This window comes from Mycobacterium sp. NGS58 (assembly GCF_059812385.1).
The window spans coordinates 222,775-244,265 of the sequence record NZ_JCALCO010000004.1; the positions used below are offsets into that span (position 1 = coordinate 222,775).

Annotated in this window: 29 protein-coding genes; 15 read left to right on the forward strand and 14 right to left on the reverse strand. The window is 67.8% G+C overall.

The window, feature by feature from the left end:
- The first annotated feature begins 82 nt into the window (after window positions 1–82).
- Window positions 83–790 (forward strand): helix-turn-helix transcriptional regulator, encoded by a 708-nt coding sequence (locus AC5Y4H_RS06295; RefSeq protein ID WP_499979489.1) that lies wholly within the window; start codon window positions 83–85, stop codon window positions 788–790.
- Between the two features lie 38 nt (window positions 791–828).
- Here AC5Y4H_RS06295 and AC5Y4H_RS06300 read toward each other — a convergent pair whose 3' ends face one another.
- The 5 genes from AC5Y4H_RS06300 to fdxA are packed head-to-tail and all read right to left on the reverse strand — an operon-like array spanning window position 829 to window position 3,673.
- Entirely contained in the window at window positions 829–1,770 is a 942-nt protein-coding gene (locus tag AC5Y4H_RS06300) for an NAD(P)H-dependent flavin oxidoreductase (protein ID WP_499979491.1), read from the reverse strand.
- Window positions 1,771–1,776: 6 nt separating this feature from the next.
- On the reverse strand, window positions 1,777–2,121 hold the full coding sequence (locus tag AC5Y4H_RS06305; protein WP_499979493.1) for a cupin domain-containing protein: 345 nt from the start codon (window positions 2,119–2,121) through the stop codon (window positions 1,777–1,779).
- A 50-nt stretch (window positions 2,122–2,171) separates the two neighbouring features.
- The gene (locus AC5Y4H_RS06310; protein ID WP_499979494.1) at window positions 2,172–2,597 is read right to left on the reverse strand and encodes a hypothetical protein; all 426 of its coding nucleotides are present in this window, start codon (window positions 2,595–2,597) and stop codon (window positions 2,172–2,174) included.
- Window positions 2,594–3,292 carry a helix-turn-helix transcriptional regulator gene (locus AC5Y4H_RS06315; protein WP_499979495.1) on the reverse strand — a complete coding sequence of 233 codons (699 nt, stop codon included), beginning with the start codon at window positions 3,290–3,292 and terminating at the stop codon, window positions 2,594–2,596. Before AC5Y4H_RS06315 ends, AC5Y4H_RS06310 begins: the two co-directional genes overlap by 4 nt.
- Window positions 3,293–3,316: 24 nt before the next feature.
- On the reverse strand, window positions 3,317–3,673 hold the full coding sequence (gene fdxA / locus AC5Y4H_RS06320; RefSeq protein WP_499979497.1) for a ferredoxin: 357 nt from the start codon (window positions 3,671–3,673) through the stop codon (window positions 3,317–3,319).
- Between the two features lie 56 nt (window positions 3,674–3,729).
- Between fdxA and AC5Y4H_RS06325 the strand changes: the two genes are divergently transcribed.
- The 5 genes from AC5Y4H_RS06325 to AC5Y4H_RS06345 all read left to right on the forward strand — a co-directional run bounded on the left by AC5Y4H_RS06325 (window position 3,730) and on the right by AC5Y4H_RS06345 (window position 6,442).
- Window positions 3,730–4,038 carry a DUF2249 domain-containing protein gene (locus tag AC5Y4H_RS06325; protein WP_499979498.1) on the forward strand — a complete coding sequence of 103 codons (309 nt, stop codon included), beginning with the start codon at window positions 3,730–3,732 and terminating at the stop codon, window positions 4,036–4,038.
- Window positions 4,038–4,871 carry a class I SAM-dependent methyltransferase gene (locus AC5Y4H_RS06330; RefSeq protein WP_499979500.1) on the forward strand — a complete coding sequence of 278 codons (834 nt, stop codon included), beginning with the start codon at window positions 4,038–4,040 and terminating at the stop codon, window positions 4,869–4,871. The genes AC5Y4H_RS06325 and AC5Y4H_RS06330 overlap by 1 nt, the downstream gene beginning before the upstream one ends.
- 165 nt (window positions 4,872–5,036) lie before the next feature.
- Complete coding sequence (locus tag AC5Y4H_RS06335) at window positions 5,037–5,246, forward strand: hypothetical protein (protein ID WP_499979595.1); 210 nt, start codon at window positions 5,037–5,039, stop codon at window positions 5,244–5,246.
- A gap of 181 nt (window positions 5,247–5,427) precedes the next feature.
- Window positions 5,428–5,694, forward strand: coding sequence for an Rv2628 protein family (locus AC5Y4H_RS06340; RefSeq protein WP_499979597.1), 267 nt, complete (start codon window positions 5,428–5,430; stop codon window positions 5,692–5,694).
- A 100-nt stretch (window positions 5,695–5,794) separates the two neighbouring features.
- Window positions 5,795–6,442 (forward strand): TetR/AcrR family transcriptional regulator, encoded by a 648-nt coding sequence (locus tag AC5Y4H_RS06345; RefSeq protein ID WP_499979502.1) that lies wholly within the window; start codon window positions 5,795–5,797, stop codon window positions 6,440–6,442.
- Here the strand turns inward: AC5Y4H_RS06345 and AC5Y4H_RS06350 are convergent.
- Genes AC5Y4H_RS06350 through AC5Y4H_RS06370 form a run of 5 tightly spaced genes read right to left on the reverse strand, consistent with a single transcriptional unit; the run spans window position 6,433 to window position 10,493 of the window.
- Entirely contained in the window at window positions 6,433–7,659 is a 1,227-nt protein-coding gene (locus tag AC5Y4H_RS06350) for a lyase family protein (RefSeq protein ID WP_499979504.1), read from the reverse strand. The genes AC5Y4H_RS06345 and AC5Y4H_RS06350 overlap by 10 nt on opposite strands.
- Window positions 7,656–8,219: a protocatechuate 3,4-dioxygenase subunit alpha gene (gene pcaG / locus AC5Y4H_RS06355; protein WP_499979505.1), complete on the reverse strand. Its 564-nt coding sequence runs from the start codon at window positions 8,217–8,219 to the stop codon at window positions 7,656–7,658. The genes AC5Y4H_RS06350 and pcaG overlap by 4 nt, the downstream gene beginning before the upstream one ends.
- Window positions 8,212–8,979: a protocatechuate 3,4-dioxygenase subunit beta gene (gene pcaH / locus AC5Y4H_RS06360; protein ID WP_499979506.1), complete on the reverse strand. Its 768-nt coding sequence runs from the start codon at window positions 8,977–8,979 to the stop codon at window positions 8,212–8,214. Before pcaH ends, pcaG begins: the two co-directional genes overlap by 8 nt.
- Window positions 8,980–9,039: 60 nt before the next feature.
- Entirely contained in the window at window positions 9,040–9,525 is a 486-nt protein-coding gene (locus tag AC5Y4H_RS06365; RefSeq protein ID WP_499979507.1) for a hemerythrin domain-containing protein, read from the reverse strand.
- Entirely contained in the window at window positions 9,522–10,493 is a 972-nt protein-coding gene (locus AC5Y4H_RS06370) for a Rieske (2Fe-2S) protein (RefSeq protein WP_499979508.1), read from the reverse strand. Before AC5Y4H_RS06370 ends, AC5Y4H_RS06365 begins: the two co-directional genes overlap by 4 nt.
- A gap of 283 nt (window positions 10,494–10,776) precedes the next feature.
- On the opposite strand from AC5Y4H_RS06370, the gene AC5Y4H_RS06375 reads away from it, so the two are divergent.
- Genes AC5Y4H_RS06375 through phtC form a run of 5 tightly spaced genes read left to right on the forward strand, consistent with a single transcriptional unit; the run spans window position 10,777 to window position 14,414 of the window.
- Complete coding sequence (locus tag AC5Y4H_RS06375; RefSeq protein ID WP_499979509.1) at window positions 10,777–12,126, forward strand: aromatic ring-hydroxylating dioxygenase subunit alpha; 1,350 nt, start codon at window positions 10,777–10,779, stop codon at window positions 12,124–12,126.
- Window positions 12,123–12,641 (forward strand): 3-phenylpropionate/cinnamic acid dioxygenase subunit beta, encoded by a 519-nt coding sequence (locus AC5Y4H_RS06380; protein WP_499979510.1) that lies wholly within the window; start codon window positions 12,123–12,125, stop codon window positions 12,639–12,641. Before AC5Y4H_RS06375 ends, AC5Y4H_RS06380 begins: the two co-directional genes overlap by 4 nt.
- Window positions 12,638–12,904, forward strand: a complete 267-nt coding sequence (locus AC5Y4H_RS06385) for a dihydrodiol dehydrogenase (RefSeq protein WP_499979511.1) — start codon at window positions 12,638–12,640, stop codon at window positions 12,902–12,904. Before AC5Y4H_RS06380 ends, AC5Y4H_RS06385 begins: the two co-directional genes overlap by 4 nt.
- The gene (gene hcaB, locus AC5Y4H_RS06390) at window positions 12,901–13,695 is read left to right on the forward strand and encodes a 3-(cis-5,6-dihydroxycyclohexa-1,3-dien-1-yl)propanoate dehydrogenase (RefSeq protein ID WP_499979513.1); all 795 of its coding nucleotides are present in this window, start codon (window positions 12,901–12,903) and stop codon (window positions 13,693–13,695) included. The genes AC5Y4H_RS06385 and hcaB overlap by 4 nt, the downstream gene beginning before the upstream one ends.
- Entirely contained in the window at window positions 13,692–14,414 is a 723-nt protein-coding gene (gene phtC, locus AC5Y4H_RS06395; protein WP_499979516.1) for a 3,4-dihydroxyphthalate decarboxylase, read from the forward strand. The genes hcaB and phtC overlap by 4 nt, the downstream gene beginning before the upstream one ends.
- Here the strand turns inward: phtC and AC5Y4H_RS06400 are convergent.
- On the reverse strand, window positions 14,411–15,226 hold the full coding sequence (locus tag AC5Y4H_RS06400; protein WP_499979517.1) for an IclR family transcriptional regulator: 816 nt from the start codon (window positions 15,224–15,226) through the stop codon (window positions 14,411–14,413). The genes phtC and AC5Y4H_RS06400 overlap by 4 nt on opposite strands.
- 49 nt (window positions 15,227–15,275) lie before the next feature.
- Here AC5Y4H_RS06400 and AC5Y4H_RS06405 point away from each other — a divergent pair, with 49 nt between their 5' ends.
- The 4 genes from AC5Y4H_RS06405 (at window position 15,276) to AC5Y4H_RS06420 (ending at window position 18,684) form a co-directional block, all read left to right on the forward strand.
- Entirely contained in the window at window positions 15,276–16,112 is an 837-nt protein-coding gene (locus tag AC5Y4H_RS06405; RefSeq protein ID WP_499979518.1) for an SGNH/GDSL hydrolase family protein, read from the forward strand.
- A gap of 3 nt (window positions 16,113–16,115) precedes the next feature.
- Window positions 16,116–16,781 (forward strand): DedA family protein, encoded by a 666-nt coding sequence (locus tag AC5Y4H_RS06410; RefSeq protein WP_499979520.1) that lies wholly within the window; start codon window positions 16,116–16,118, stop codon window positions 16,779–16,781.
- A 381-nt stretch (window positions 16,782–17,162) separates the two neighbouring features.
- Complete coding sequence (locus AC5Y4H_RS06415) at window positions 17,163–17,576, forward strand: anti-sigma factor antagonist (RefSeq protein WP_499979521.1); 414 nt, start codon at window positions 17,163–17,165, stop codon at window positions 17,574–17,576.
- 22 nt (window positions 17,577–17,598) lie between these two features.
- Window positions 17,599–18,684 (forward strand): glutamate--cysteine ligase, encoded by a 1,086-nt coding sequence (locus AC5Y4H_RS06420; protein ID WP_499979522.1) that lies wholly within the window; start codon window positions 17,599–17,601, stop codon window positions 18,682–18,684.
- A gap of 46 nt (window positions 18,685–18,730) precedes the next feature.
- Here the strand turns inward: AC5Y4H_RS06420 and AC5Y4H_RS06425 are convergent, their stop codons facing one another.
- The 3 genes from AC5Y4H_RS06425 to AC5Y4H_RS06435 form a co-directional block, all read right to left on the reverse strand.
- A complete protein-coding gene (locus AC5Y4H_RS06425) occupies window positions 18,731–19,546 on the reverse strand; it encodes a sulfite exporter TauE/SafE family protein (RefSeq protein WP_499979599.1) in 816 nt (271 codons plus the stop codon).
- A gap of 81 nt (window positions 19,547–19,627) precedes the next feature.
- On the reverse strand, window positions 19,628–20,569 hold the full coding sequence (locus AC5Y4H_RS06430) for a catalase family peroxidase (protein ID WP_499979523.1): 942 nt from the start codon (window positions 20,567–20,569) through the stop codon (window positions 19,628–19,630).
- An 18-nt stretch (window positions 20,570–20,587) separates the two neighbouring features.
- Entirely contained in the window at window positions 20,588–21,379 is a 792-nt protein-coding gene (locus AC5Y4H_RS06435) for an SDR family NAD(P)-dependent oxidoreductase (RefSeq protein ID WP_499979524.1), read from the reverse strand.
- Between the last annotated feature and the right edge of the window lie 112 nt (window positions 21,380–21,491).

The following is a 21,491-nucleotide window of genomic DNA, read 5'->3' on the forward strand; positions in this document are numbered from 1 at the left end:
CATCTCTAGCAGATAACAGTTTGAACGTTAAATTGGGTAGACTGTAGCGTCAAGCATTTTGTCTGTTAGAAATGGCGGTGGAATGGACGACGCGGACGACCTGCAGCGCGACGCCGCCGGCATCGGCGCGCTGGCCGACCCTGTGCGCCGGCAGCTGTATCGGTACGTGTGTGGCCAACCTGCGCCCGTGAGCCGTGACCAGGCGGCCGACGCCCTCGCAATTCCCCATCACCAGGTCAAGTTCCACCTGGACCGGCTCACCGCCGAGGGCCTGCTGGAGTCCGATTACGCGCGCCTGACGGGCCGCTCCGGCCCCGGCGCCGGACGCACCTCGAAGTTGTATCGCAGGGCCGGTCGCGACATCGCGGTCAGCCTGCCCCAGCGGGAGTACGAGTTGGCAGGGCGCCTGATGGCGACGGCGATCGCACGCTCGGCCGCTACCGGCGAGCCGGTCGCCGACATCCTGAACCGTGTCGCCCGCGAGTATGGCCACGAGATCGGTGCCACCTCCGTGGGGTCCGCGCCCCCGAAAGATGCCGCCGCCGCGCTGGAGCGCGCGGTCCGGGTACTGCGCCGATACGGCTACGAGCCGCGTTTTTTCGACGGTGAGGTCGAGCTCGCCAACTGCCCGTTCCACGCACTGGCGCAGGAGCAGACGGAGCTGGCCTGCAACATGAACCACGCGCTGGTCGCCGGTGTGGCCGACGCGTTCGCGCCGCACGGTCCCGACGCCCGGCTCTGCCCCGGCCGGGACCGGTGTTGCGTCGTGCTCACCGCCGGCGCCCGGTAGGGTCGTCGGGCGTCACGCCGGCCTTACGGCCGGTAGGCCTACCCGCCCCAGCGGGACAGCAATTCCTCGGCGCCCGTGCACATCTCGTCGATGACGTCGGCCACCGATGCGTCGTTGTGGATCATCCCGACGCCCTGACCGGCATCCACGGGCGCGATCCGGGTGTCGCCGGCGGCGATCGCGGCGGCCAGCTCGTCGCATGCCCCCGCGTCCAGCGCCTCCTCGTGACCCGTCCAGTGCTCGACGAAGTCGTTGGCCAACACCCGCGACGGGAACCGAGCGGGCCAGGGCAGCCCCTTGGCCACGTCGAAGACCCGGGTGACGGCGGTGTCGGTTCCGGTGGCCGTGACCAGGGCCCGACGGCCGGTGTCGCCGGTCAGCGCTTCCGGACACGCCGACAATCGGGTCCCCACCCACGCCCCGCTGGCCCCGGCGGCCAGCACCGCGGCCAGGCTGCGCGCCGAGGCGACCCCGCCGCCGGCCAGCACCGGCACCGAGACCGCGTCCAACACGGCATCCAGCAGCGGCAGCAGCCCCAGCTTGTCCTCGCCGTGCCCGCCGCCCTCGGACCCGCGCGCGACCAGGATGTCGACGCCGGCGTCGACGGCCTGCCGGGCCCCCGCGCTGTCGTAAACCTGTGTGACGGTGGGGATTCCGGCCTCATGCGCCTTGGCCACCCACGACCACTCGGTGCCGAAGCTGACCGACAACAGCGCGGGTCGGGCGGCCAGCGCGTCCTCGAGCAGTCCGGCCTCGTTGCGCATCACCCAGTCGACCATGCCGATACCGAACCGCCCGTCGACGTGCTGTAGCCGCTCGGCGAGTAGCGCTCTGGTCGCGACGCTGCCCATGCCGACCATGCCCAGACCGCCGGCCGCCGAGACGGCCGCGGCCAGGCGGCCACCGGCGACCCCACCCATCGGGGCGTTGACGATCGGGACCCGCAGACCGAAATTCCTGGACCAGGGCGTCGACAACATCGGCGGCTAATGCGCCGAGGGGATGGTCTTCAGCACCGTCAGCAAGACCACGGAATCCTCGACCGCGTGCAGGGCGTGCCGCTCGGCGGGAATCGCGACGTATTCACCGGCCTTGCCGTCCCAGGCGTCGCCGCTGGTGGTCAGGCGAACGTGGCCCTGCAGCACCTGCAGCGTCGCCTCGCCGGGGCTGTCGTGTTCGGACAGGTCGTGACCGGCCAGCAGGGCCAGCACCGTCTGGCGAAGCTCGTGGGTGTGACCGCCATGGATGGTGTGGGCGGCGCGTCCGCTGTGCGATTGCTTGGCCTCGGCGATCTTTTCGGACGAGAGGTCGGTCAGCGAGATCGAATCCATAGTGGGCCCTTCGAAGTTGCAAGGCCCGTACGGGCCTTGATGATTGGGAGTTAACCGCTCAGTAGCAGTATCCCCGCCACGATGAGGCCGATGACTTTGACCGTCTCCAGGGCGACGTAGGCGTAGTGCGCGCGGGAGCGCGGTCCATCCGATCCCGCGAGCACCTTATCGGCGCGACGGGTCAGTGCGGGACGCACCGCGACCAGCTGTATGCCCAGTGCGACCACGGCGACGGCGATCGCCACCGCGACGCCGATGCGGCTCGGACCGGAAACCACGATGGCCCCGATGACGAGGGCGAACACCACCTCGACGGTGTTGAGCGCGCGAAAGACCAGCCGGCCGATGCCGAGCCCGACCTGCAACGTCACGTTGGGGGCCCGAAATTTCAGCGGGGCTTCCAGGAAGGAGATGGCCAGCACCATGCCGAGCCAGATGAAATTCAGCGCAACGGCAATCGCTGCGCCGGTGCTCATTTGGCCGCGCCCTGCAGGGTCAAGTGGGCCAGGCACAGGTCCGGCTCGACGAAGGGGTCGAGCCGGTCCACCGAGACGGGCGCTCCCCAGGTCTCCATGGCTCCCTGCATGAGGCCGAGATGCACCGGGCAGACGACGCTCGCGGAGTTTTCGGCCAATTCCAGAAAGGGGCAGTGTCGCAAGCCAACCTGCTGCTCCCCGTCGCTGACCCGGCGCTCAGGGGCGAAGCCGAGTTCGTCGAGCACATCGATCAGCCGGGCGATGGCCCCTTCGGCGGTGTCGGGCGCCTGCGGCAACGGATGCAATTCGGCGTCGATCTTCTGCCCCCAGGCGCGGCCCGCGGCCAGGGCTTTGGGGCCGGGATCGCGCTCCGCGGCGAAGCCCATCGCCAGGACCTCGGCCAGCAGCCGGTAGTGCCGCGTTCCACCGCGATCCATCTGCCGGACCGCGCGGAACATCAGTGGTGGACGGCCCGGCCCCTTCCGATCCAGCTCGACATGCTCCACCTGGCCGTCAGCGACCAGGCTGTCGAGGTGGAAGCGGACGGTGTTGGGATGCACACCCAGCACGTCGGCGATTCCGGCGATGCTCATCGGATCCGGCGCGGCCCGCAGCAGCCGCAGCACGGCGCGCCGCCGGCCGGCCGATTCCCCGGTTGACGAGTCCTGGGATTTCTCGGATTTCTCGGATTTCAACGGACCCCTCCCAATCCTTGTCGTTCACGCCCCGTCTGAATGAGTGGCGCTGGGGTGGCCCGCCACCAGAGGTGTGTCGACACCGAGTGGACCGAGCTTGGCCGCCCCACCAGGGGACCCCAGCGGGGCGTCGCGACCCGGGAGTGTTTCGGCGAAGAACGCCTCGTTGTCGGCCAGGTAGGGTTTGAGATCCTCAGGCAGGTCATCTTCGTAGTAAATCGCTTCCACCGGACATACCGGTTCACACGCGCCGCAGTCGACGCATTCATCGGGATGAATGTAGAGGGCCCGGCCGCCTTCGTAAATGCAATCCACCGGGCATTCGTCGACGCAAGCGCGGTCCATCACATCGATGCATGGCTTCCCGATCACGTAGGTCATGGGCTAGAGTTTACACAACATCACTTGTGAAAACTAGAGCGAAGGCCGGAGAACCCATGCCCGCCAAGGAACTTGACGTCCGCCAATTGCGCAAGCCGGACAAGCACCCGACCATCTTCGCGACCTATGCCGCGCTGAAAGTCGGCGAATCGTTCGTTCTGGTCAATAACCACGACCCCAAGCATCTCCACGACGAATTCGAGGCCGACTACCCGGGCGGCTATGACTGGGAGTATCTCGACAAAGGCCCCACCGTCTGGCGGATCAGGATCGGCAAACTCACCGACGCCCCTCCCCCGGTCCGTCACGCACATCTCGAGCTGGTCTTGGAGCCGCTGAAAAACTCTGCGCGGCAGGAGCTCTGATGGCACGACCACGAGCAGGTTCGGACCTTCCGCTACCGTCGTGCAACCGCGCCGACGACGCGGTCGCGGGACATTGGTTGCTGGCACGACTCGGCAAACGCGTGCTGCGCCCCGGCGGTGTCGAACTGACCCGCACCCTGATGTCCCACGCGAAGCTGAGCGGAGCCGACGTCGTCGAGCTGGCACCGGGCCTGGGCCGCACCGCCGCCGAGATCGTGGCCCGGGGACCGCGGTCCTACGTCGGAGCCGAGGGCGACCCCGACGCGGCCGACGTGGTGCGCCGCGTGCTCGGCGATCTCGGTGCGCAGAACGCAACCGTGAAGGTCGCGGACGCGGCCGCGACCGGGTTGCCCGACGCCAGCAGCGATGTCGTGATCGGAGAGGCGATGCTGAGCATGCAGGGTGACGCGGCCAAGGGGGCCATCGTCGCCGAAGCGGCGCGGGTGCTGCGGCCGGGCGGCCGCTACGCGATCCATGAGCTGGCCCTCACGCCGGACAACGTGCCGGACGAGATCAGCAGCGACATCCGGCAGGCGCTCGCCCGGGCGATCAAGGTGAACGCGCGTCCGCTGACGGTTGCGCAGTGGTCGAAACTGCTCGCCGAGCACGGACTGTTGGTCGATCAGGTGGCGACCGCGCCCATGGCCCTGCTGCAGCCGCGCCGGCTCGTCTCCGACGAAGGGTTCTTCGGCGCGCTGCGATTCGCCGCGAACGTGCTCGTGCACCGCGACGCCCGCAAGCGGGTCCTGACGATGCGCCGCACCTTCCACAAACATCGCAAGCGGCTCGCCGCGGTCGCCATCGTCGCCCACAAACCGGCGGCATCCGATTGACCGCCGCTGCGGCGCTTTGACCTTCGCCTTTGCCCCGGCGACGACTTTGGGCCCGTTCCGCAATCTGTGCGTGACGGTTTAGTTACGCCTCCTGATAAAACTTGGCTGCGGCAGTCGCGGGGAGAACAAAGGAGCTTGCCGGTTATGGGCGCAATCCCACCGTTGTTGACGGAGTCCGACCTCGATGCGTTGGCGTCGGATTTCCTGCAGTCGCATTACCTCGGATCCATCTACGCCGATTGGTCACCGGATCGACGGCTCGACACGTTCCTGCGGCGGCGCGGTCTCGCAAAGGTAGCCAACGACGGCGACCTATCCCACAACGTCTTAGAACGCATCATGGCCCGCGGCCGCGACACGCTGGCGCGGCACTGATCGGGCCAGCTGTCCCGTAGCACCAGGTAGGCGATCGGATGACCAAAGTTCTCAAAATATCGGCATTTCGCACGGCAGAAATACCGGCCGGTGCATTGGTACAGACGTACTATTGCGACTTAGAGCGGAACGCGCCGCCGGGGCCGGATGATTCGTTGAGGCCATCGGGGAGGGGACGATGATGAATTCACCGAAATGGATGATTCATTGGCCGCAGCGTAGGCCGACGGCCACGATCTACCAGTTGACCGACCGCCTCCACAGAGGACACATGGCTCGCGTGCCGGCACACCAGATCACGGCGACGGTGGCGGCATGGCTGGCCGACCTGGGTGCTGCCGACAGTCCACTGGTCGACGAACTCGAGCGCGCCGTCTGCGGCGGCGACTGGGCCGCCGCGCATGCGCTGGGCGAGTGCTTGTCCATCGAGATCGCGGTGGCCGACTAACGAAGTCGTCGTCCAGCAAAGCGTCTTCTTAATCGACATTATTGCTGGTTTTCATCAACAGTTTTGTTGACGTATATCGACGTGCCCAAAAGTAGCGGGCGTGTCCGACCTCCCGACACAAACGAAGTATCTGCAGGCCTCGCGGGGCCGGCGCGCGTCGCACTACGCCGGTGACGACCGCGAGCAGGCGATACTCGCCACCGCCGAACGGCTGTTGCAGGAAAGGCCACTGGGCGACTTTTCGGTCGACGACCTAGCAAAGGGCGCCGGGATATCGCGGCCCACCTTCTACTTTTATTTCCGATCGAAGAACGCGGTGCTCCTGTCGCTGCTCGATCAGATGAACAGCAAGGCGCAGGCCGCCCTGGGGGCGCTCGACGTCGTGTCCTCCGGGGACCCCGAGGCGATCTGGCGCGCGCGCATCGAATCGTTCTTCGAAGTGTCCGGATCGCACCCCGCGGTCGCCGTCGCGGGTGCGGCCGCCAAAGCGACCAATCCCGAGGTGCGGCAGCTGTGGTCCGCGCTGATGAGCAAGTGGATCTCCTACACCACCATCGCGATCACGGCCGAGCGCGGCCGCGGCGCCGCTCCCGACACCATCCCCGCCGCGGAGCTGTCCGTGGCGCTCAACATGCTCAGTGAGCGGATGATGGCCGCGACGTTCACCGCCGACGATCAGGCGATCCCCGAAGACCGCGCGATCGACACGCTGCTGCACATCTGGCTGGCGAGCATCTATCAGCGTTGAGCGAGCGCCCGCGCCGCGCGGCCCAGGCTCTCATCGATCAACTCCTTGGCGGCACCGAGGTAGGAAGACGACGGCTCTTTGCCCGCCAGCTCGGCGATCGCCCGCTGCTCCCCGCAAACGTCTGCGGCAGCCAAGTTCTCGGCCATCCGCTGCGCGTGCACGGTCAACCCCGCCAGCAACTCACCACATTCCGATCCCGCGACGACGGCGCGGCGGGCCAGCGTGCGCAGCGTGTCCCATTCGGCGTGCCATGCCCCGTCGGGCCGCTCGTCGTTGGCCAGCGCCGCCGCCGTGTGCAGCGTCGCGGCCAACGGCGGTGCCGCGACTGCTGCACGGCGGATCAGGATGGACAGCACCGGGTTTCGCTTGTGCGGCATCGACGACGAGCCGCCGCGGTCGGCGGTGACCGGCTCGCCGAGTTCGGCGATCTCCGGGCGGGCCAGGGTGACGATGTCGGAAGCGATGCGGCCCCACGCGTCGGTGCAGCCGACGAGGGCGTCGGCTGCCGCGGTCACGGGCGCGCGGGCGGTGTGCCACGCGGACCGGTCATGCAGGCCCAACGTAATTGCGGCGTTTCGCACGAGCCGCAGCGCGACGCCGGCCGCGTCGGTGGTGCCGGTGAGCAACGCCGCCAGTTCCGTGGGAGCGGCCAATGTGCCGGCGGCGCCGCCGATTTGGATCGGCATGGTCAGCGCGGCCATCCGCTCGAACGCGTCGACGATGCCGTCCAGCCAGCCGGCGGCCTTGACGCCGAAGGTGGTCGGTGCGGCGTGCTGGGTGAGGGTACGGGCCACCATCGGCGTACCCCGGTGTTCTGTCGCGAGGTCGGACAGGGTGGAAATCTGCCGTCTCAGCCCGGTCGTCAGGTCGTCGACGACAGCCCGCACGGCCAGCATCAGGCTGGTGTCCAGAACGTCCTGGCTGGTGAGCCCGCGGTGAATCCAAGGCGCGATGCGCGACTCGGCCCGCTGCCGCAACAGCTTCACCAGGGGAATGACCGGGTTGCCACCGTCCTCGGCGGCGACCGCGATCGACTCACAGTCGTTGTGCGTGACCAGGTTCCACAGGTCCGCCCCGGCGCAATCGGCGGGCGCCAGACCGGCGTCCGCCAGCGCGTCCAGCCACACACACTCCACGGCGATCATCGATCCCAGCAGTGTCTCGTCGGTCATGTGCTCACCGGCGCGATGGTCTCCGGGCCACAACAAATTGCTCATCGCGCGTCTCCGGAGTACGCCAGGAACACGGTCTCGGCCGGGCCCTGCAGGTGGATGTCGAAACGATAAACGGTGCCGTCGTTTTCGGGGGCGCACAGCAATGTGGGCCGGCGTTCGGGGGCGACGGTCGCTAGCAGCGGATCGGCGTGCGGCTCGCCGCCGGGCAGGTACGCCCGGGTGAACAGGCGGTCCAGCAGTCCCCTGGCGAGCAGGGTGAGCGCGAAGAACGGCGGCCGTCCCGCGATCGCCGATCCGGGGATCAGGGTGGTGAAGGAGTAGCTTCCGGCGGCGTCGGTCGCACAGCGTCCCCAGCCCGTGAACACCGTGGGATCGCGGCGCAGCGAACCGGCTTGGCGCGGAACGTCTCCCGCGTTGTCGGGTTGCCAAAGCTCCACCAGCGCATCCTCGACGGCGGCGCCCGCGCCGTCGTACACCGTGCCGTGCAGCCGGATTGCCTGCGGATGGCCGGGGTCGACCATCACGCTGTCGCCGGCAAACGGCAGCCCCAGGTCGAAGAAGGGACCGACGGTCTGCCCTGGCGTGCAAGCTGATTCAGTCATGTTCATGCTCGGTCGGGGTTCGTGCGCCGCCGGCCAACACGATGTCCCACCGATACCCTGTGGCGTACTCCGGCTCGGTGAGGTCGTGGTCGTAACGGGCGACCAGACGTTGGCGCGCGGCGGGATCGAGGATCGACTGAAAAATGGGGTCCAACTCGAACATCGGATCACCCGGAAAGTACATCTGGGTGACCAGTCGCTGCGTGAAAGCGGTTCCGAAGACGGAGAAATGGATGTGCGCCGGGCGCCAGGCATTGTGGTGGTTGCGCCACGGGTAGGGCCCGGGCTTGATGGTCAGAAAGTGGTAGGTGCCGTCCGGCCCGGTCAGGCAGCGGCCCGCGCCGGTGAAGTTCGGGTCGAGCGGCGCCGGGTGCTGGTCGCGCTGGTGCCGGTAGCGGCCGCCGGCGTTGGCCTGCCAGATCTCCACCAGCTGGCCCGTGACCGGCCGGCCGGATTCGTCGAGGACGCGACCTGCCACGACGACGCGCTCCCCGATCGGCTCGCCCGGATTGCCGGCCGTCAGGTCGGCATCGAGTTGGTCGACGTCCTGGTGGCCGAAGCACGGCGCCCAGCGTTCGACGCCTTCGGGGTCGACGACGACCAGCGGTTGCTGTGGATGACGCAGGATCGTGCTGCGGTACGGTGGATAGTCGAGGCGCGGCCGCTCGCCGCGCCCGACTCCCCCGGCCCGGTATTGCGCTGCGATGCGGGCGATCTCCGCCGTGATGTCACCCTGAGTAGCGACACGCTCGGGGTTCATGAGCCGTGACGCTACTCTCGGTGGCCCGCCGAATCCGGCAAGCGGGCGGTGTCGTCGCGCTCAGAGAGACCGCACCAGCGCCGCCCGCCCCTTGGTCCGCATCCTGTAGGTTGCCGAGCCGCGGTATTGCTCCATCCTCGCGGCCATCTTGTTGCCCAGCTCTTCGAGCTCCTCGTCGGTGATCTGCACCTCCGGCGGGGCGGGAATCATGTCGCGTTCCTCCTCGTCGGCGTGGGCTTCGAGCACCGTCTTGAAGGAGTTCCACTCGTCCTCGTAGCCCGGAGAGCTCTGCGGGGTCCGCAACAGCACCGAAAGCTGGTCGACCACTTGACGATGCTCGGCATGGGCGACCGCGATCAGCTTGCTGGCATCTTTGAGCGCCGGGTAGTACAGGTCGTCCTCGATGCGGAAGTGGATGTCGAGCTCGATCAGCAGGTCGTCGAAAAGCTCATGCCGCTCTTCGGAATTCACCGGCGCATCGCTGATCTTGCGGCCCAGCCCCTTGATCACGATGTGGTGTTCCTTGAGCACGTCGTAGGCGTTCAATTGGCTCCTCCTTTTGCGATTCCTGCCGCGCCGCCCGGAGCGTGCTGCCGCTCGCCGCGGACTTCGACCACTCCGTCGACCAATCGGGCCTCGTAGCACGGCAGCGGCGCTGCTGCCGGGCCGCGCACAACCTCCCCGGACTCCGCGGCGAACCATGAACCGTGCCACGGGCAGACCAGCCGGCCGCGGTCCATCCAACCGTCGGACATCGGCGCCGCCAGGTGCGGACAGAACTCGCCGTACGCCGCGACCTCACCGGGCTTGGTCTGGCAGACCACCAGGCCCACCCCGTCGACCTCCACGCGTACCGGCTTGCCGTTCAACGAACTCGCCGGCAGCACCGGCGTCCAGGTCGAGGTGCGCAGTCGTGGACCGGACTGATCAATGCCGATCCCGGATTCGAAGACCAGCGCCCCACCGAGGTAGCTGCCGGCGACCGTGATGCCGTAGCCGAGGGCGGTGAGCGCGATGCCGCGACCGTGGCGACCCTTGCGCCGGTCCCACCAGGACTGCATGTAGAGCGCGGTCGCAGCCGCGTTCACCAGGCCGTGCACCGCGCCGATCCGGCGGTCCTCCTCGTGGGTGTGCTGCCAGTCGGTGACGCCGGTGACGGCCGAGCCGAGGCTCGCCAGGATGCCCAGCCCGAGCGAGCGGGACGCGAATCGCGATGCGTCGACGACCGCGGACGTGGGCTGGCCCGGCAGCAGGCTGAGCGCGTCGAGTGCCACGGTCGTCCCGAGGGCGCCACTGGTCAGTGACGCCAGCGGCGGGTGCACCGGGTGGCCTAGCCAGACGCCGTTGAGCGCGTTGGCGACGGTGTTGCGGGCGCCGCCGAGCCCGTTGTAGGCGAAGCTGAGCACGTGTTCGAAGCGATAGCTCGGCCGGTCAAGCCATTCCTGGCGCCCGATAACGGCCAGAACCTTGGATCCGACCTGCTGCAATCGACCCCCTCGTGGCCGACCCACCATGGCACCAGTTCCTTCCTCAGATCAGCGGATAACGGCGGTTAATTACCGCAAAACTAACTATTTACCCCTTGTTCACTCCGCGCCCACGGATAAGGCGCGGGCGCCGTGACCCACCGTAGCCGCGCGCTTGCGCCGTGTAATTGTGTGCAACCTGTGAATTAGCACCAAGCATTCTTGGAGAAACCTGGTGGTCCGACTGCCAGGTGATTGACCGGCGCCGCCGAGTGCGGGATTCTACTGAGCGGAGAGTATTTCTGTAAGACAGAGAGATCGCAGAGGGGCCATGGCACACTGTCGCAGCGAGCTGGTCGGAGTTTTCGAGAACGTGCGCCGGGGGATGATCCCCGCGCACATCTACAACGACTCCGAGCTGTTCGCGTTGGAGAAGCAACGGCTGTTCAGCCGGGCGTGGACCTTCGTGGGACACGAGTCCGAGATCCCGCAGGACGGCGACTACGTGGTGCGTCGCGTGCTCGACGACTCGTTCATCATCACCCGCGACTCCCAGGGCACCGTGCGGGCCCTGTTCAACATGTGCCTGCATCGCGGAATGCAGGTGTGTCGCGCAGAGATGGGAAACGCCTCCAATTTCCGCTGCCCCTATCACGGCTGGACCTACCGCAACGACGGCCGGCTCACCGGGTTGCCGTTCCACCGCGAGGCCTACGGCGGCAACGAGGGCTTCCCCAAGGGCCAAACCCTGTTGCCCGCACCGAAATTCGGGAGCTACAACGGCCTGCTGTTCATCAGCATGGACGCGGGCGCCGAGCCGCTGGAAGATTTCCTCGGTGACTTCAAGTTCTATCTGGACTACTACACCAAGCAGAGCGCCGGCGGTGTCGAGGTGCGGGGGCCGCAGCGCTGGCGGATCAAGGCGAACTGGAAGATCGGTGCCGAGAACTTCGCCGGGGACATGTATCACACCCCGCACACCCATGCGTCGATCGTCGACATCGGGCTCTTCCGCGAACCGAAAGCCCAGAAGCGCAAGGACGGCGCCACCTATTGGGCGCACCGCGGCGGCGGAACCACCTACAAGCTCCCGCCGGGCGACTTCGACGAACGGATGCGCTACGTCGGCTATCCCGACGAGATGATCGGCAGAATCAAAGACTCCTGGACACCGCAACAGCAGCGGGTCGTCGGCGAGGACGGGTTCATGATCTCTGCCGCGACGTGCTTTCCCAACCTCAGCTTCGTGCACAACTGGCCCAAGGTGCGCGACGGCCACCAAGACGAGGTGCTGCCGTTCATCTCCATTCGGCTGTGGCAGCCGATCAGCGAGAGCGAAACCGAAGTGTGCTCGTGGTTCGCGGTGGACTCCGCGGCTCCCGCGCAGTACAAACAAGACTCGTACAAGGCGTACTTGATGTGCTTCGGGTCCTCCGGCATGTTCGAACAAGACGACGTGGAGAATTGGGTGTCGCTCACCACCACCGCGGGCGGTTCGATGGCGCGACGGCTGCTGCTGAACAGCCGGATGGGCCTGCTCGCCGACGACCGTCCCGTCATCGAAGCGTTGCCGCCCAGCGCTTTCCACGGACCGGGACGCGCCCAGGTCGGCTACAACGAGCACAACCAGCGAGCGCTGCTTAACATGTGGGCCGACTATCTGCAACGGGTGCCCGCATGAGAAAGCCGCTGCCGTTCAACGACAATCGGCATCTCGACGCACACCAATTCCTGGTTGACGAGGCATACCTGCTGGACGCCCAGCGGTATGAGGCGTGGCTGGACACGCTGACCGACGATGTCCGCTACGCCATGCCGGTGCGTGTCACGACCGCGCGTGGCGCCGGGTTCGACACCTCACCGGGCATGGACCATTTCGACGAGGACAAATACTCGCTGTCCCAGCGGGTGGCGCGGATGGGCACCGAGCACGTCTGGGCCGAGGACCCGCCGTCGCGACTGCGTCATTTCATCACCAACGTGCGCACCTTCGCCGGCGACGACGACATCCACCTGGTGGTCGAATCGGCCGAGTTGCTGTTCCGCAGCCGGGGCGATGTCAACGACAGCGCCCTGATGTCATGCGGACGCGAGGACGTGTTGCGCCGGTGCGACGACCGCTGGAAGCTCGCCCGCCGCACGATCATTGCCGACGAGTCGGTGCTACGGATGCAGAACCTGGCGGTGTTCCTATGAACGACGAACTACAGCGGCTGCTCGACGGCGCGATCGGCGAACCCATCAGCGTGGCAAACGAATTCACCGAGGTCGTGGTGCGCCGGGTCGACACCCGCAACGGATCGCGCCTGCTGATCAGCGCGCCCAGATCCGGGCAGTGGATCACCCTGGACGCGCTCGAGGTCGAGGCATTGACATGGCAGAACCCCCGTACGCTGGCCGCCATGGTCGGCAACTCCCATGCGCCCCTGCTGCCCGATGAGAGCGAACTCCAGCCGTGACCGGCTGGCTGGAGGGCAAGCGCGCGCTGGTGGTGGGCGCCGGTTCCGGGATCGGTCGTGCCGTGGTGGCGGCCTTCGGCGCTGAGGGTGCGAACACCGCTGTGCTGGAACGCGATCCACACAAGTGTGATGCGTTGCGGCAACAGCTCCCTGCGGTGCCGGTGGTCGAGGGCGACGCCACCACCCGCGAGGCCAACGACCGCGCCGTGGCCGCAGCGGTGGACGCCTTCGGCGGACTGGACACCCTGGTCAACTGCGTCGGGGTCTTCGACTTCTACCGGGGGGTGGTCGACATCGACGCCGACTCCTTACCCGACGCGTTCGACGAGATGTTTCGCACCAACGTGCTCAGCCATCTGCAGTCGGTCAAGGCGGCGATCCCGGCGCTGCGAAGCGCGAGCGGTTCCTCGATAGTGCTGACCGAGTCCGCATCATCGTTCTATCCCGGACGCGGTGGCGTGCTCTACGTGTCCTCGAAATTCGCGGTGCGCGGGCTGGTCTCGGCGTTGGCCCACGAACTGGCCCCGGACATCCGGGTCAACGGCGTGGCGCCCGGCGGCACGCTCAACACCGACCTGCGCGGCCTGTCCAGCCTGGGGCTGGGTGAAACCCGCCTGGACGACAGCCCGGACCGGACGCGCGACGTCACCGCGCGCACGCCCCTGCACGTCGCGCTCACCGGCGAGGATCACGCGTGGAGTTACGTGTTCCTCGCGTCCCAGCGGTCCCGCGGAATCACCGGCGAAACCGTGCGGCCCGACGGCGGATTCGGATTGGGCGCGCCGCGATGACGGACCTGGATCAACAGCGAGCTCTGGTGGCGCAGGGTTGCCGCGTCGCGGCGGCCCGCGGCCTGGTCGACGGCATCCTCGGCCACCTGAGCCTGCGGGTCGGCGACGGGCGCCTGCTGGTGCGCTGTCGAAGCGACACCGACACCGGGGTGGCATTCACCCGGCCCAGCGATATCCGGCTGGTCGCCTTCGACGGCACCGCCGGTGCCCCGGGGGAACTCGACGGGTATCGCGTGCCCAACGAACTGCCGATCCACGTCGAGACGATGCTGGCCGACCCCGGACATGTCGCCGTCGCGCACCTGCATCCACCGGACGTGGTCGCCGCCGATCTGGCCGGAATCACGATCCGGTCCATCTACGGCGCCTATGACATTCCCGGCGCCTGGCTGGCGCGCGGCGGTGTTCCCGTCTACGAACGCGCTGTGCTGATCCGGAATTCGCGGCTGGGTAAGGAGATGGTGGCGGCGATGCGCGACCGGCCGGTGGTGATTTGCCGCGGACACGGCATCACCAGCGCCGCAGCCACGGTGCCGCAGGCGGTGCTGCAGGCGATCAGCCTCGAGGCGCTGGCGCGGATGTCATTGCGGGTGGCCGCGGCCGGCGGCACGCTGCGTGATATCGATGACGCGGATTGGGATGACCTGCCGGACTTGGGGTCTGGGTTCACCGCCGAGGCGGCCTGGCGCCACGAGGTGGCACGGCTTGGCGAACTCTAGCCGAGCTGATCGCCAATCTCCTTGGCGGCCGCGACAAGTGCGGCGGCCACCGCGGGATACCGGGAGGACTCCAGCCGATTCTGCGGCGCGGCGGCGTTGAGCGCGAGCCGAAGCCCTGGCGCGCGCGTCGGAATCGGCACGGCGACCGAGGCGACGCCTTCCTCGCTCTCCTCCCGATTGGTGGCGTAGCCGCGCTCGCGGATGCGGGCAAGCTCGGCCTCCAACTCGGTTCGGCTGCCGATCGAGTGCGAGGTGATGCGCTTCAGCTGCTCGCGCGGAAACAACGCACGCAATTCCGGTTGCGGCAATTGAGCCAGCATGACCTTGCCCGTGGAGGTGCAATGGGCCGGCAAGGCGCGGCCCAGCCGTGACGCCACCCGCACGGCGGCCGGCCCCTCGACGGCGGCGACGAAGCGGACGCTGGACCCGTCCAGCATGCCGATGTGCACGGTTTCACGCAGTTGTTCGCTGAGTCCGCGCATGACGGGAGCGGCGGACCGCGCAATGTCGATGCGGCCGAAGATCGCGAACGCCACCCCGGTCAGCGACGGACCGGGTAGGTACGCCTTGGACACCGGGTCCTGGCGAACGAAGCCGCGATAAGCCAGCATCGCCAGCAACCGATGCGCGGTCGACGACGCCACGCCCAGATAACGGGTCGCCTCGCTCAAGCGGATCTGGGGCCGTTCACCCAACAGCAGCAACAGCTTGAGCGCGTTGTCGACCGACTCGATCGGATACTGAGGCGCAAGCGAATCGTCGCCGGGCACCACCGCGGCGTCCTCGGCATCCGGCTGACGCTTGTGTGGCATGGATCCACGGTAACCAGTAATGGGCGTGGCTTCGGTTATTCTCGGCATCGTGAGCGGGGCTATTCACGCTGGATACCGCCGTTACGTCGCCATCGGTGACAGCCAGACCGAGGGCCTGTGGGACGGTGACGACACCGTCGGCCTGCTCGGGTTCGCCGACCGGCTCGCGGTGATGGTCGAGTCGGTCTATCCCGGCCTGCAATACGCCAACCTCGCGATCCGCGGAAAGCGGATCAGCCACGTGCTCGCCGAGCAGCTCCCGCAGGCACTGGCGATGAGGCCCGATCTGATCACCGTCTGCGCAGGGATGAACGACGTCATCCAGCCCGGACGATCCTTTACCCCCGCGTTGGCAGACCTGGAGCACATCTACGCCGCGCTGGCCGATTCGGGCGCGACGGTGGTGACGACGACCTTCCCGAACGTCGCCCAGTTCCTCCCGCTCGGACGGCTGGTGGCGGGGCGGCTCACCCGCATCAACGGGGTCATCAGCGCGGCGGCCGATCGTTACGGCTTCCGGCTGGTCGACTTGTACAACGCGCCCTCGATGCGCGAGTTGGACACCTGGGCCATCGATCGGGTGCACGCTTCGAGCAAGGGCCACATGCTGTTCGCCGCCGCGGCCGCCGAGGCGCTCAATTTGCCTGACACCAACCATGATTGGGCACTCTGCGGCCTCACTCCCACCCAGCGTTCCTTCGCGGCCGGCACGTACGAGCAGCTGCGCTGGACGCGGGAGAGCTTCTTCCCGTGGATCTGGCGCCGGCTGCGCGGCCTGTCGTCGTACGACGGGCGCGAGCCCAAACGTCCGCGCCTGGAGGGGCTGGCCACCCCGAGCGAATTCAAGCGCACCGTCCCGGATCCGCGGTCGGTCAGGCATCCTTGACCCATGAATTTGGAGCCCCTGCTGCACTCGATTCCGCCGATCACGGTCTATCTGGTGGTCGGCGGCGTGGTGGGGATCGAGAGCCTGGGCATCCCCCTGCCGGGCGAGATCGTGCTGGTCACCGCGGCGCTGATGTCGTCGCACCATGACCTGGCCGTCAATCCGCTCGGGGTCGGTGTCGCCGCTGTGATTGGCGCGGTGATCGGCGATTCGATCGGTTACGCGATCGGACGCCGATTCGGCATGCCGCTCTTCGACCGGCTCGGCCGGCGCTTCCCGAAACATTTCGGTCCCGGCCACGTCGCGCTTGCCGAAAAGCTGTTCAATCGCTGGGGTGTTCGCGCCGTCTTCCTCGGCCGGTTCATCGCGCTCCTACGCATCTTGGCCGGCCCGCTGGCGGGGGCGCTGAAGATGCACTATCCCCGGTTCCTGGCCGCCAACGTGTCGGGCGCCGTCTGCTGGGCGGGCGGTACGACCGCGCTGGTGTATTACGCCGGAATCGCAGCCGAACGCTGGCTGGAACGCTTCTCCTGGATCGGCCTGGTGGTCGCCGTCGTGGGCGGACTGGCTGCCGCGATCCTGTTGCGGGAACGCACATCCCGAATGATCGCGGAATTGGAGGCCGAGCATTACCGCAAGACCGGCGCAGGCGCATCCGACCACGTCTGAGTACACGGCCGCACCGGGGTCGTTGGCCGGCACAGGCGGCCGACGTTCGTCGATCAACAGCGCGGATCCAGAACGCTGCGCTTCGGCGCGGCCAGCACCAGGCCGTTCTCACGCTGCCACGCCAGCGGCTGAACGACTCAAACGCCGAGGTCAGAAACGTGCGCGAGGCAACGCGGTGGGTTGCTTTCCACGGGTGTTTTTCACACAGGACTTAACGCACTCTTAGACCCCCGCCGGTAGACATACCGCCCTGTATCGTTATAGAAAAGAGATTCCAGTAGGCGAACGGTCTGTCTTCAGACATTAGGACGGGCATCCATCGGGGCGTTTCGGCGCCTGTCGATCAGGGGGTCCACCACCATGAATTTTGTCGTTGAAGCGATGCCCACCAGTCATTTGACGCTCAGCACACGACTCGTCTACGAACTCGGCGACCCCAACTCCACGCTGCGGGCGACCGCTGATCGCAGCGGCCCGTCCGTGGTGATCTATGCCGGGGGCGAGGTCGACGCCTGCAACGAGGACACCTGGCGCCATTTGGTGGCCGAGGCGGCCAGCGGCGTCACCGCGCCCGGCCACTTCGTGGTCGACGTCACCGGTCTCGACTTCATGGGCTGCTGCGCGTTCGAGGCGCTGGCCGACGAGGCCAAGAGCTGCCGGAAACGCGGCATCGATCTACGCCTGGTGAGCTCAGCACCGATCGTCGCGCGCATTGTCGACGCTTGCGGTCTCGGCAGCGTCCTGCCGACCTACCCGACCGTTGACTCCGCCCTGTCGGCGGTCGCCCGCTGGTAGTGCCTCGGGCCGTAACCGGCTCATGGACGACCATCCCACGTTTGGTGCCGAGGAAGAATTCCTCCTCGTCGACCCACAAACCGGCGAGCCCGCCCCGCAGAACGCCGCGGTCGCCGCGGCGGCCGAGCGGCGAGGCGTCAAGCTGCAGCTCGAGCTGAGCAGTTGCCAGGTGGAGACCACCTCGCAGGTCGCCCCCACCAGCGCCGAACTCGGCGAGGAGTTGGGCCGGCTGCGGCGCACCGCGGCGCAGGCCGCCGAGGCCGCAGGCGTCCTGCTGCTGGCCTGCGGGCTCCCGCCGACGACACCGCACGAATTTCCCGTCACCGATACCCCGCGCTACCGCAAGATCGGCGAAGAGTTCGGAATGGTCGCACACGAGCAGGGCATCTGCGGATGCCACGTGCATGTGCAGGTGCCCGACCGCGCAGCCGCCATTCACGTCAGCAATTGGCTGCGGCCGTGGCTGCCGTCTTTCCTTGCGCTGTCCGCGAATTCGCGGGTGTACCGCAACGCGGACAGCAGCTACGCGAGCTGGCGCAGCGTGCTGTGGCGGCGCTGGCCCGCCGCTGGAGCGCCCCCATTCTTCGCTTCACCCGAGGATTACGACGACGCGGTGCGCATGTTGGTCGACACCGGGGTGATCCTGGACAAGGACATGATCTATTGGGACGTACGCCCTTCGGCGGATTTCCCGACGGTGGAGGTCCGGGTCGCCGACGTGCCGGCCACCGTCGCCGAGACCGTGCTGCTTGCCACGCTGATCAGGGCCGCGGTGATGACCGCGCTCGACTCACCCGATGACGCCCGGCGGCTGCCACCCGGTGCGCTACGCGCCGCATACTGGAAGGCCGCGCACGACGGATTGTCCGGCAGCACTTTGGATCTGATCCACGGCCGCGGTGCGGTACCGGCGGCCGAGCAATTGAAGGCGCTGGTGCGGCGGGTGCGCCCCGCGCTGGACTCTCTAGGCGAGTATGACCGGGTCATCGGCGAACTCGATCGCATCGTCTCCGACGGTAACGGGGCGATGCGTCAGCTACGCGCATGGCGCAAACGCGGCGAGGCGCGCGACGTCATCGCCGAAGCCGCTACGGCCACGCTCAGCTGACGCATGCCTTCAGCGGGTCAATCCCGTTGCCGCACCTGGCCTCTCGTCAGGCCACGGCGAGCAGGCGATACAGCCCGATCAGACCCACCACCACGATGACGGCACGCAGCGCGTTGCCCGACAACCGGCGTCCGTAACGCGCCCCGAGCAGTCCGCCGATCAGCGAGCCCGCCGCGATCAGGCCGGCGGCCGGCCAGCTGATGCGGTCGAATGCCACCGCCGTATAGGCAACGGCGGCAACCACATTCACCACCAGGGCCAACAGGTTTTTGGCCGCGTTCATCCGCTGCACCGACTCCGGCAGCAGGGCGCCCATCAGGCCGACCAACAGGATGCCTTGCGCCGCGGTGAAATAGCCGCCGTATACGCCGACGGCGAATGTGCCGAATACCAACGTTGCCATTCGGCGCGGGCTGACGTGTTCGGGTGATCGTCCCGCCTCTCCCGCGCAAGCGGGTGGGGGTCCCTCCCTCTGGGGGCGTGCCCCCACTGCGCGCCGGGTCGTCCACGCCTGGATCCGCGGCCCGATCACCACCAGCACGAGTGCCAGGACCAGCAACACCGGCACGATCTCCGCGAACACCTTCTCGGGCAGATGCAGCAGCAGATAGGCGCCCACCACCGCGCCGGCCAGCGATGCCGGGAGCTGCCACCGCAGCCGATCCCATTGACCACGCAGCTCGGCGCGATAGCCCCAGGTGCCCGAGAGGCTGCCGGCGACCAGGCCCGTCGCGTTCGACATAGTGGCCGTCACCGGCGGATAGCCGAGCGCCACCAGGGTCGGGAAGGTGATCAGGGTGCCGGACCCGACCAGCGCGTTGATCGCACCAGCGCCTAGCCCGGCCAGGCATATGAGGAACATCTGAAAGGGCGACACCGAAGAAAAACCTTAGCGTGTCGCGGATTTCGGTGCGACGCGACGGTCGCCCCGGACGATCCCCGGTCAGGCCGGCGGGGCTTCGGCGCCGCGTTCCACGCCGGTTCGCAGCTTGACCGAGGCCGAATAGGCCAGCGTCCGGAAGTGCAGTACCGGATCGTCGGAGGGCTCGATGCCATCGGTGACGCGCATCGGGTCGAACACCACGATGTCGCCGCCGTGCTCCCGCTCGGTGTCCAGGCCGGTGATCGCCAGCGTGCCGACGGTGACGATCTGTGTGCTCTGCCAGGCCGCCGACGGGTCCACCGTCGAATCGGTGGGCCCGGCGATCTGCACCCGGAAGTCGAACCGCACCGGCTCCCCGTCCAGCCGCCGCTTGAGCTCATCGGTCAGGAAGTCCCGCTCCTTCTCGCCGACGTCCGAACCCGACAGGTATTCCTCGGATGCGGTCGGAACCAGGTGATAGCGAACGAATCTGGCGCTGCCGTCGGCGGCGATCCAGCGGAAGGCGTGCAAACCGTGGTACTCGGTGGTGGCGTAGCTGGACGGGATGCGGTTCGCCTCCCGCAGGATGGGCAGCGCGCCGAGCAGCCCCGGATGGAAGAGCAGGTGTTTGGCCAGGCGCAGCGGCGTCGTGAGGCCCGGCCGCATCGCCTTGAGCAGATCGATGAAGCCGTCCGGTGTGCTGGAGACGAACAGCCGGGCGGTCTGCGCCGAGACGTCGGTGGTGGAGCCGTCGGGGAGGGTGAACTTCACCGCCATGCCGCGGACTCCGGGTGCGCCGTCGCGCTGCTGGGGGTTGCCGGAGCCGTTGGAGAAGCGGATCAGCGCAGGCACGGCCGAGCCGTCGAGATGCTCTGCGCGCGAGAGCATGCGCGCGTCGGGGGTCGCGGTGAAGGTGCCGCGATACAGGGTGCCCTTGGCGTGCAGGGCGCGGCACCCGGGCTGGGCTCCCCCGGCGCCCCGGATCGCCTCGATCGCCTCGTCAGGAGTAAGTCCACCGCTCATGGACGAATCTTAGTTGGATCAGTCGGGAAAGCCGAAGAGTTCGACGACACCGTGATCACGGCCGGCCGTGTAACCGCCGTCGACGGCGAGCGCCTGGCCGCTGACGAACGAGGCGTCGGGAGACAGCAGAAAGGCGGCCATGGCGGCGATCTCTTCGGGCTGCCCCAGCCGCCGCAGGGCGTGTTCCTTGGTGATGGAGGCCAGCGGGCCCTCCATCCCAGGGATGCTGAACACGCTGCGCGCCATGGGCGTTTCGATGAAGCCGGGGCAGATGACATTGGCCCGGATGCCGCTGGGCCCGTAGTCGAGCGCGATGTTCTTCGTGAGCAGCACGACGCCGCCCTTGGCCGCGTTGTACGAGCTGCCGCCCGCGGTGCCCTCGAGACCCTCGACGCTGGCGACCGTCACGATCGAGCCCCGTTCACCGTCGGCCCGGGGTTGTTCGATCATCCTGGCCAGGGCGGCCTTGGCCACCAGGAAGGTGCCGGTGAGGTTGATGCCGATCACCCGGTCCCATTCGGTGCGGTCGAGCAGGTGCACCGGGCCTCCCCCGGCGACACCGGCGGCGTGGAAGAGGCCGTCGAGGCGGCCCGGCAGGGCGGCCAGCACCTTGTCGATGGCGGCTTCGTCGGTCACGTCGGCGGGCACGAAGGTGAACCTCGGGCCCAGGTCGTCGGGCGGGGCGGCCAGGTCGGCGCCGACCACGCTGCCGCCCTCGGCCAAGAGTCGCCGCGCGGTGGCCAGCCCGATTCCCGACGCGGCGCCGGTCACGACGAAGGTGCGGGAACGGGCGCGCTCGGGGTTCACCATGTCGGATCCTTGGTCTGGTCGGGCGGTCGGCCCCGTCATGGTGACACACCACCCGGTAACAGGTGTCCAGATGTCGGATTTCACATCGAAACGGTTCGCGCCCTTGGCTTTA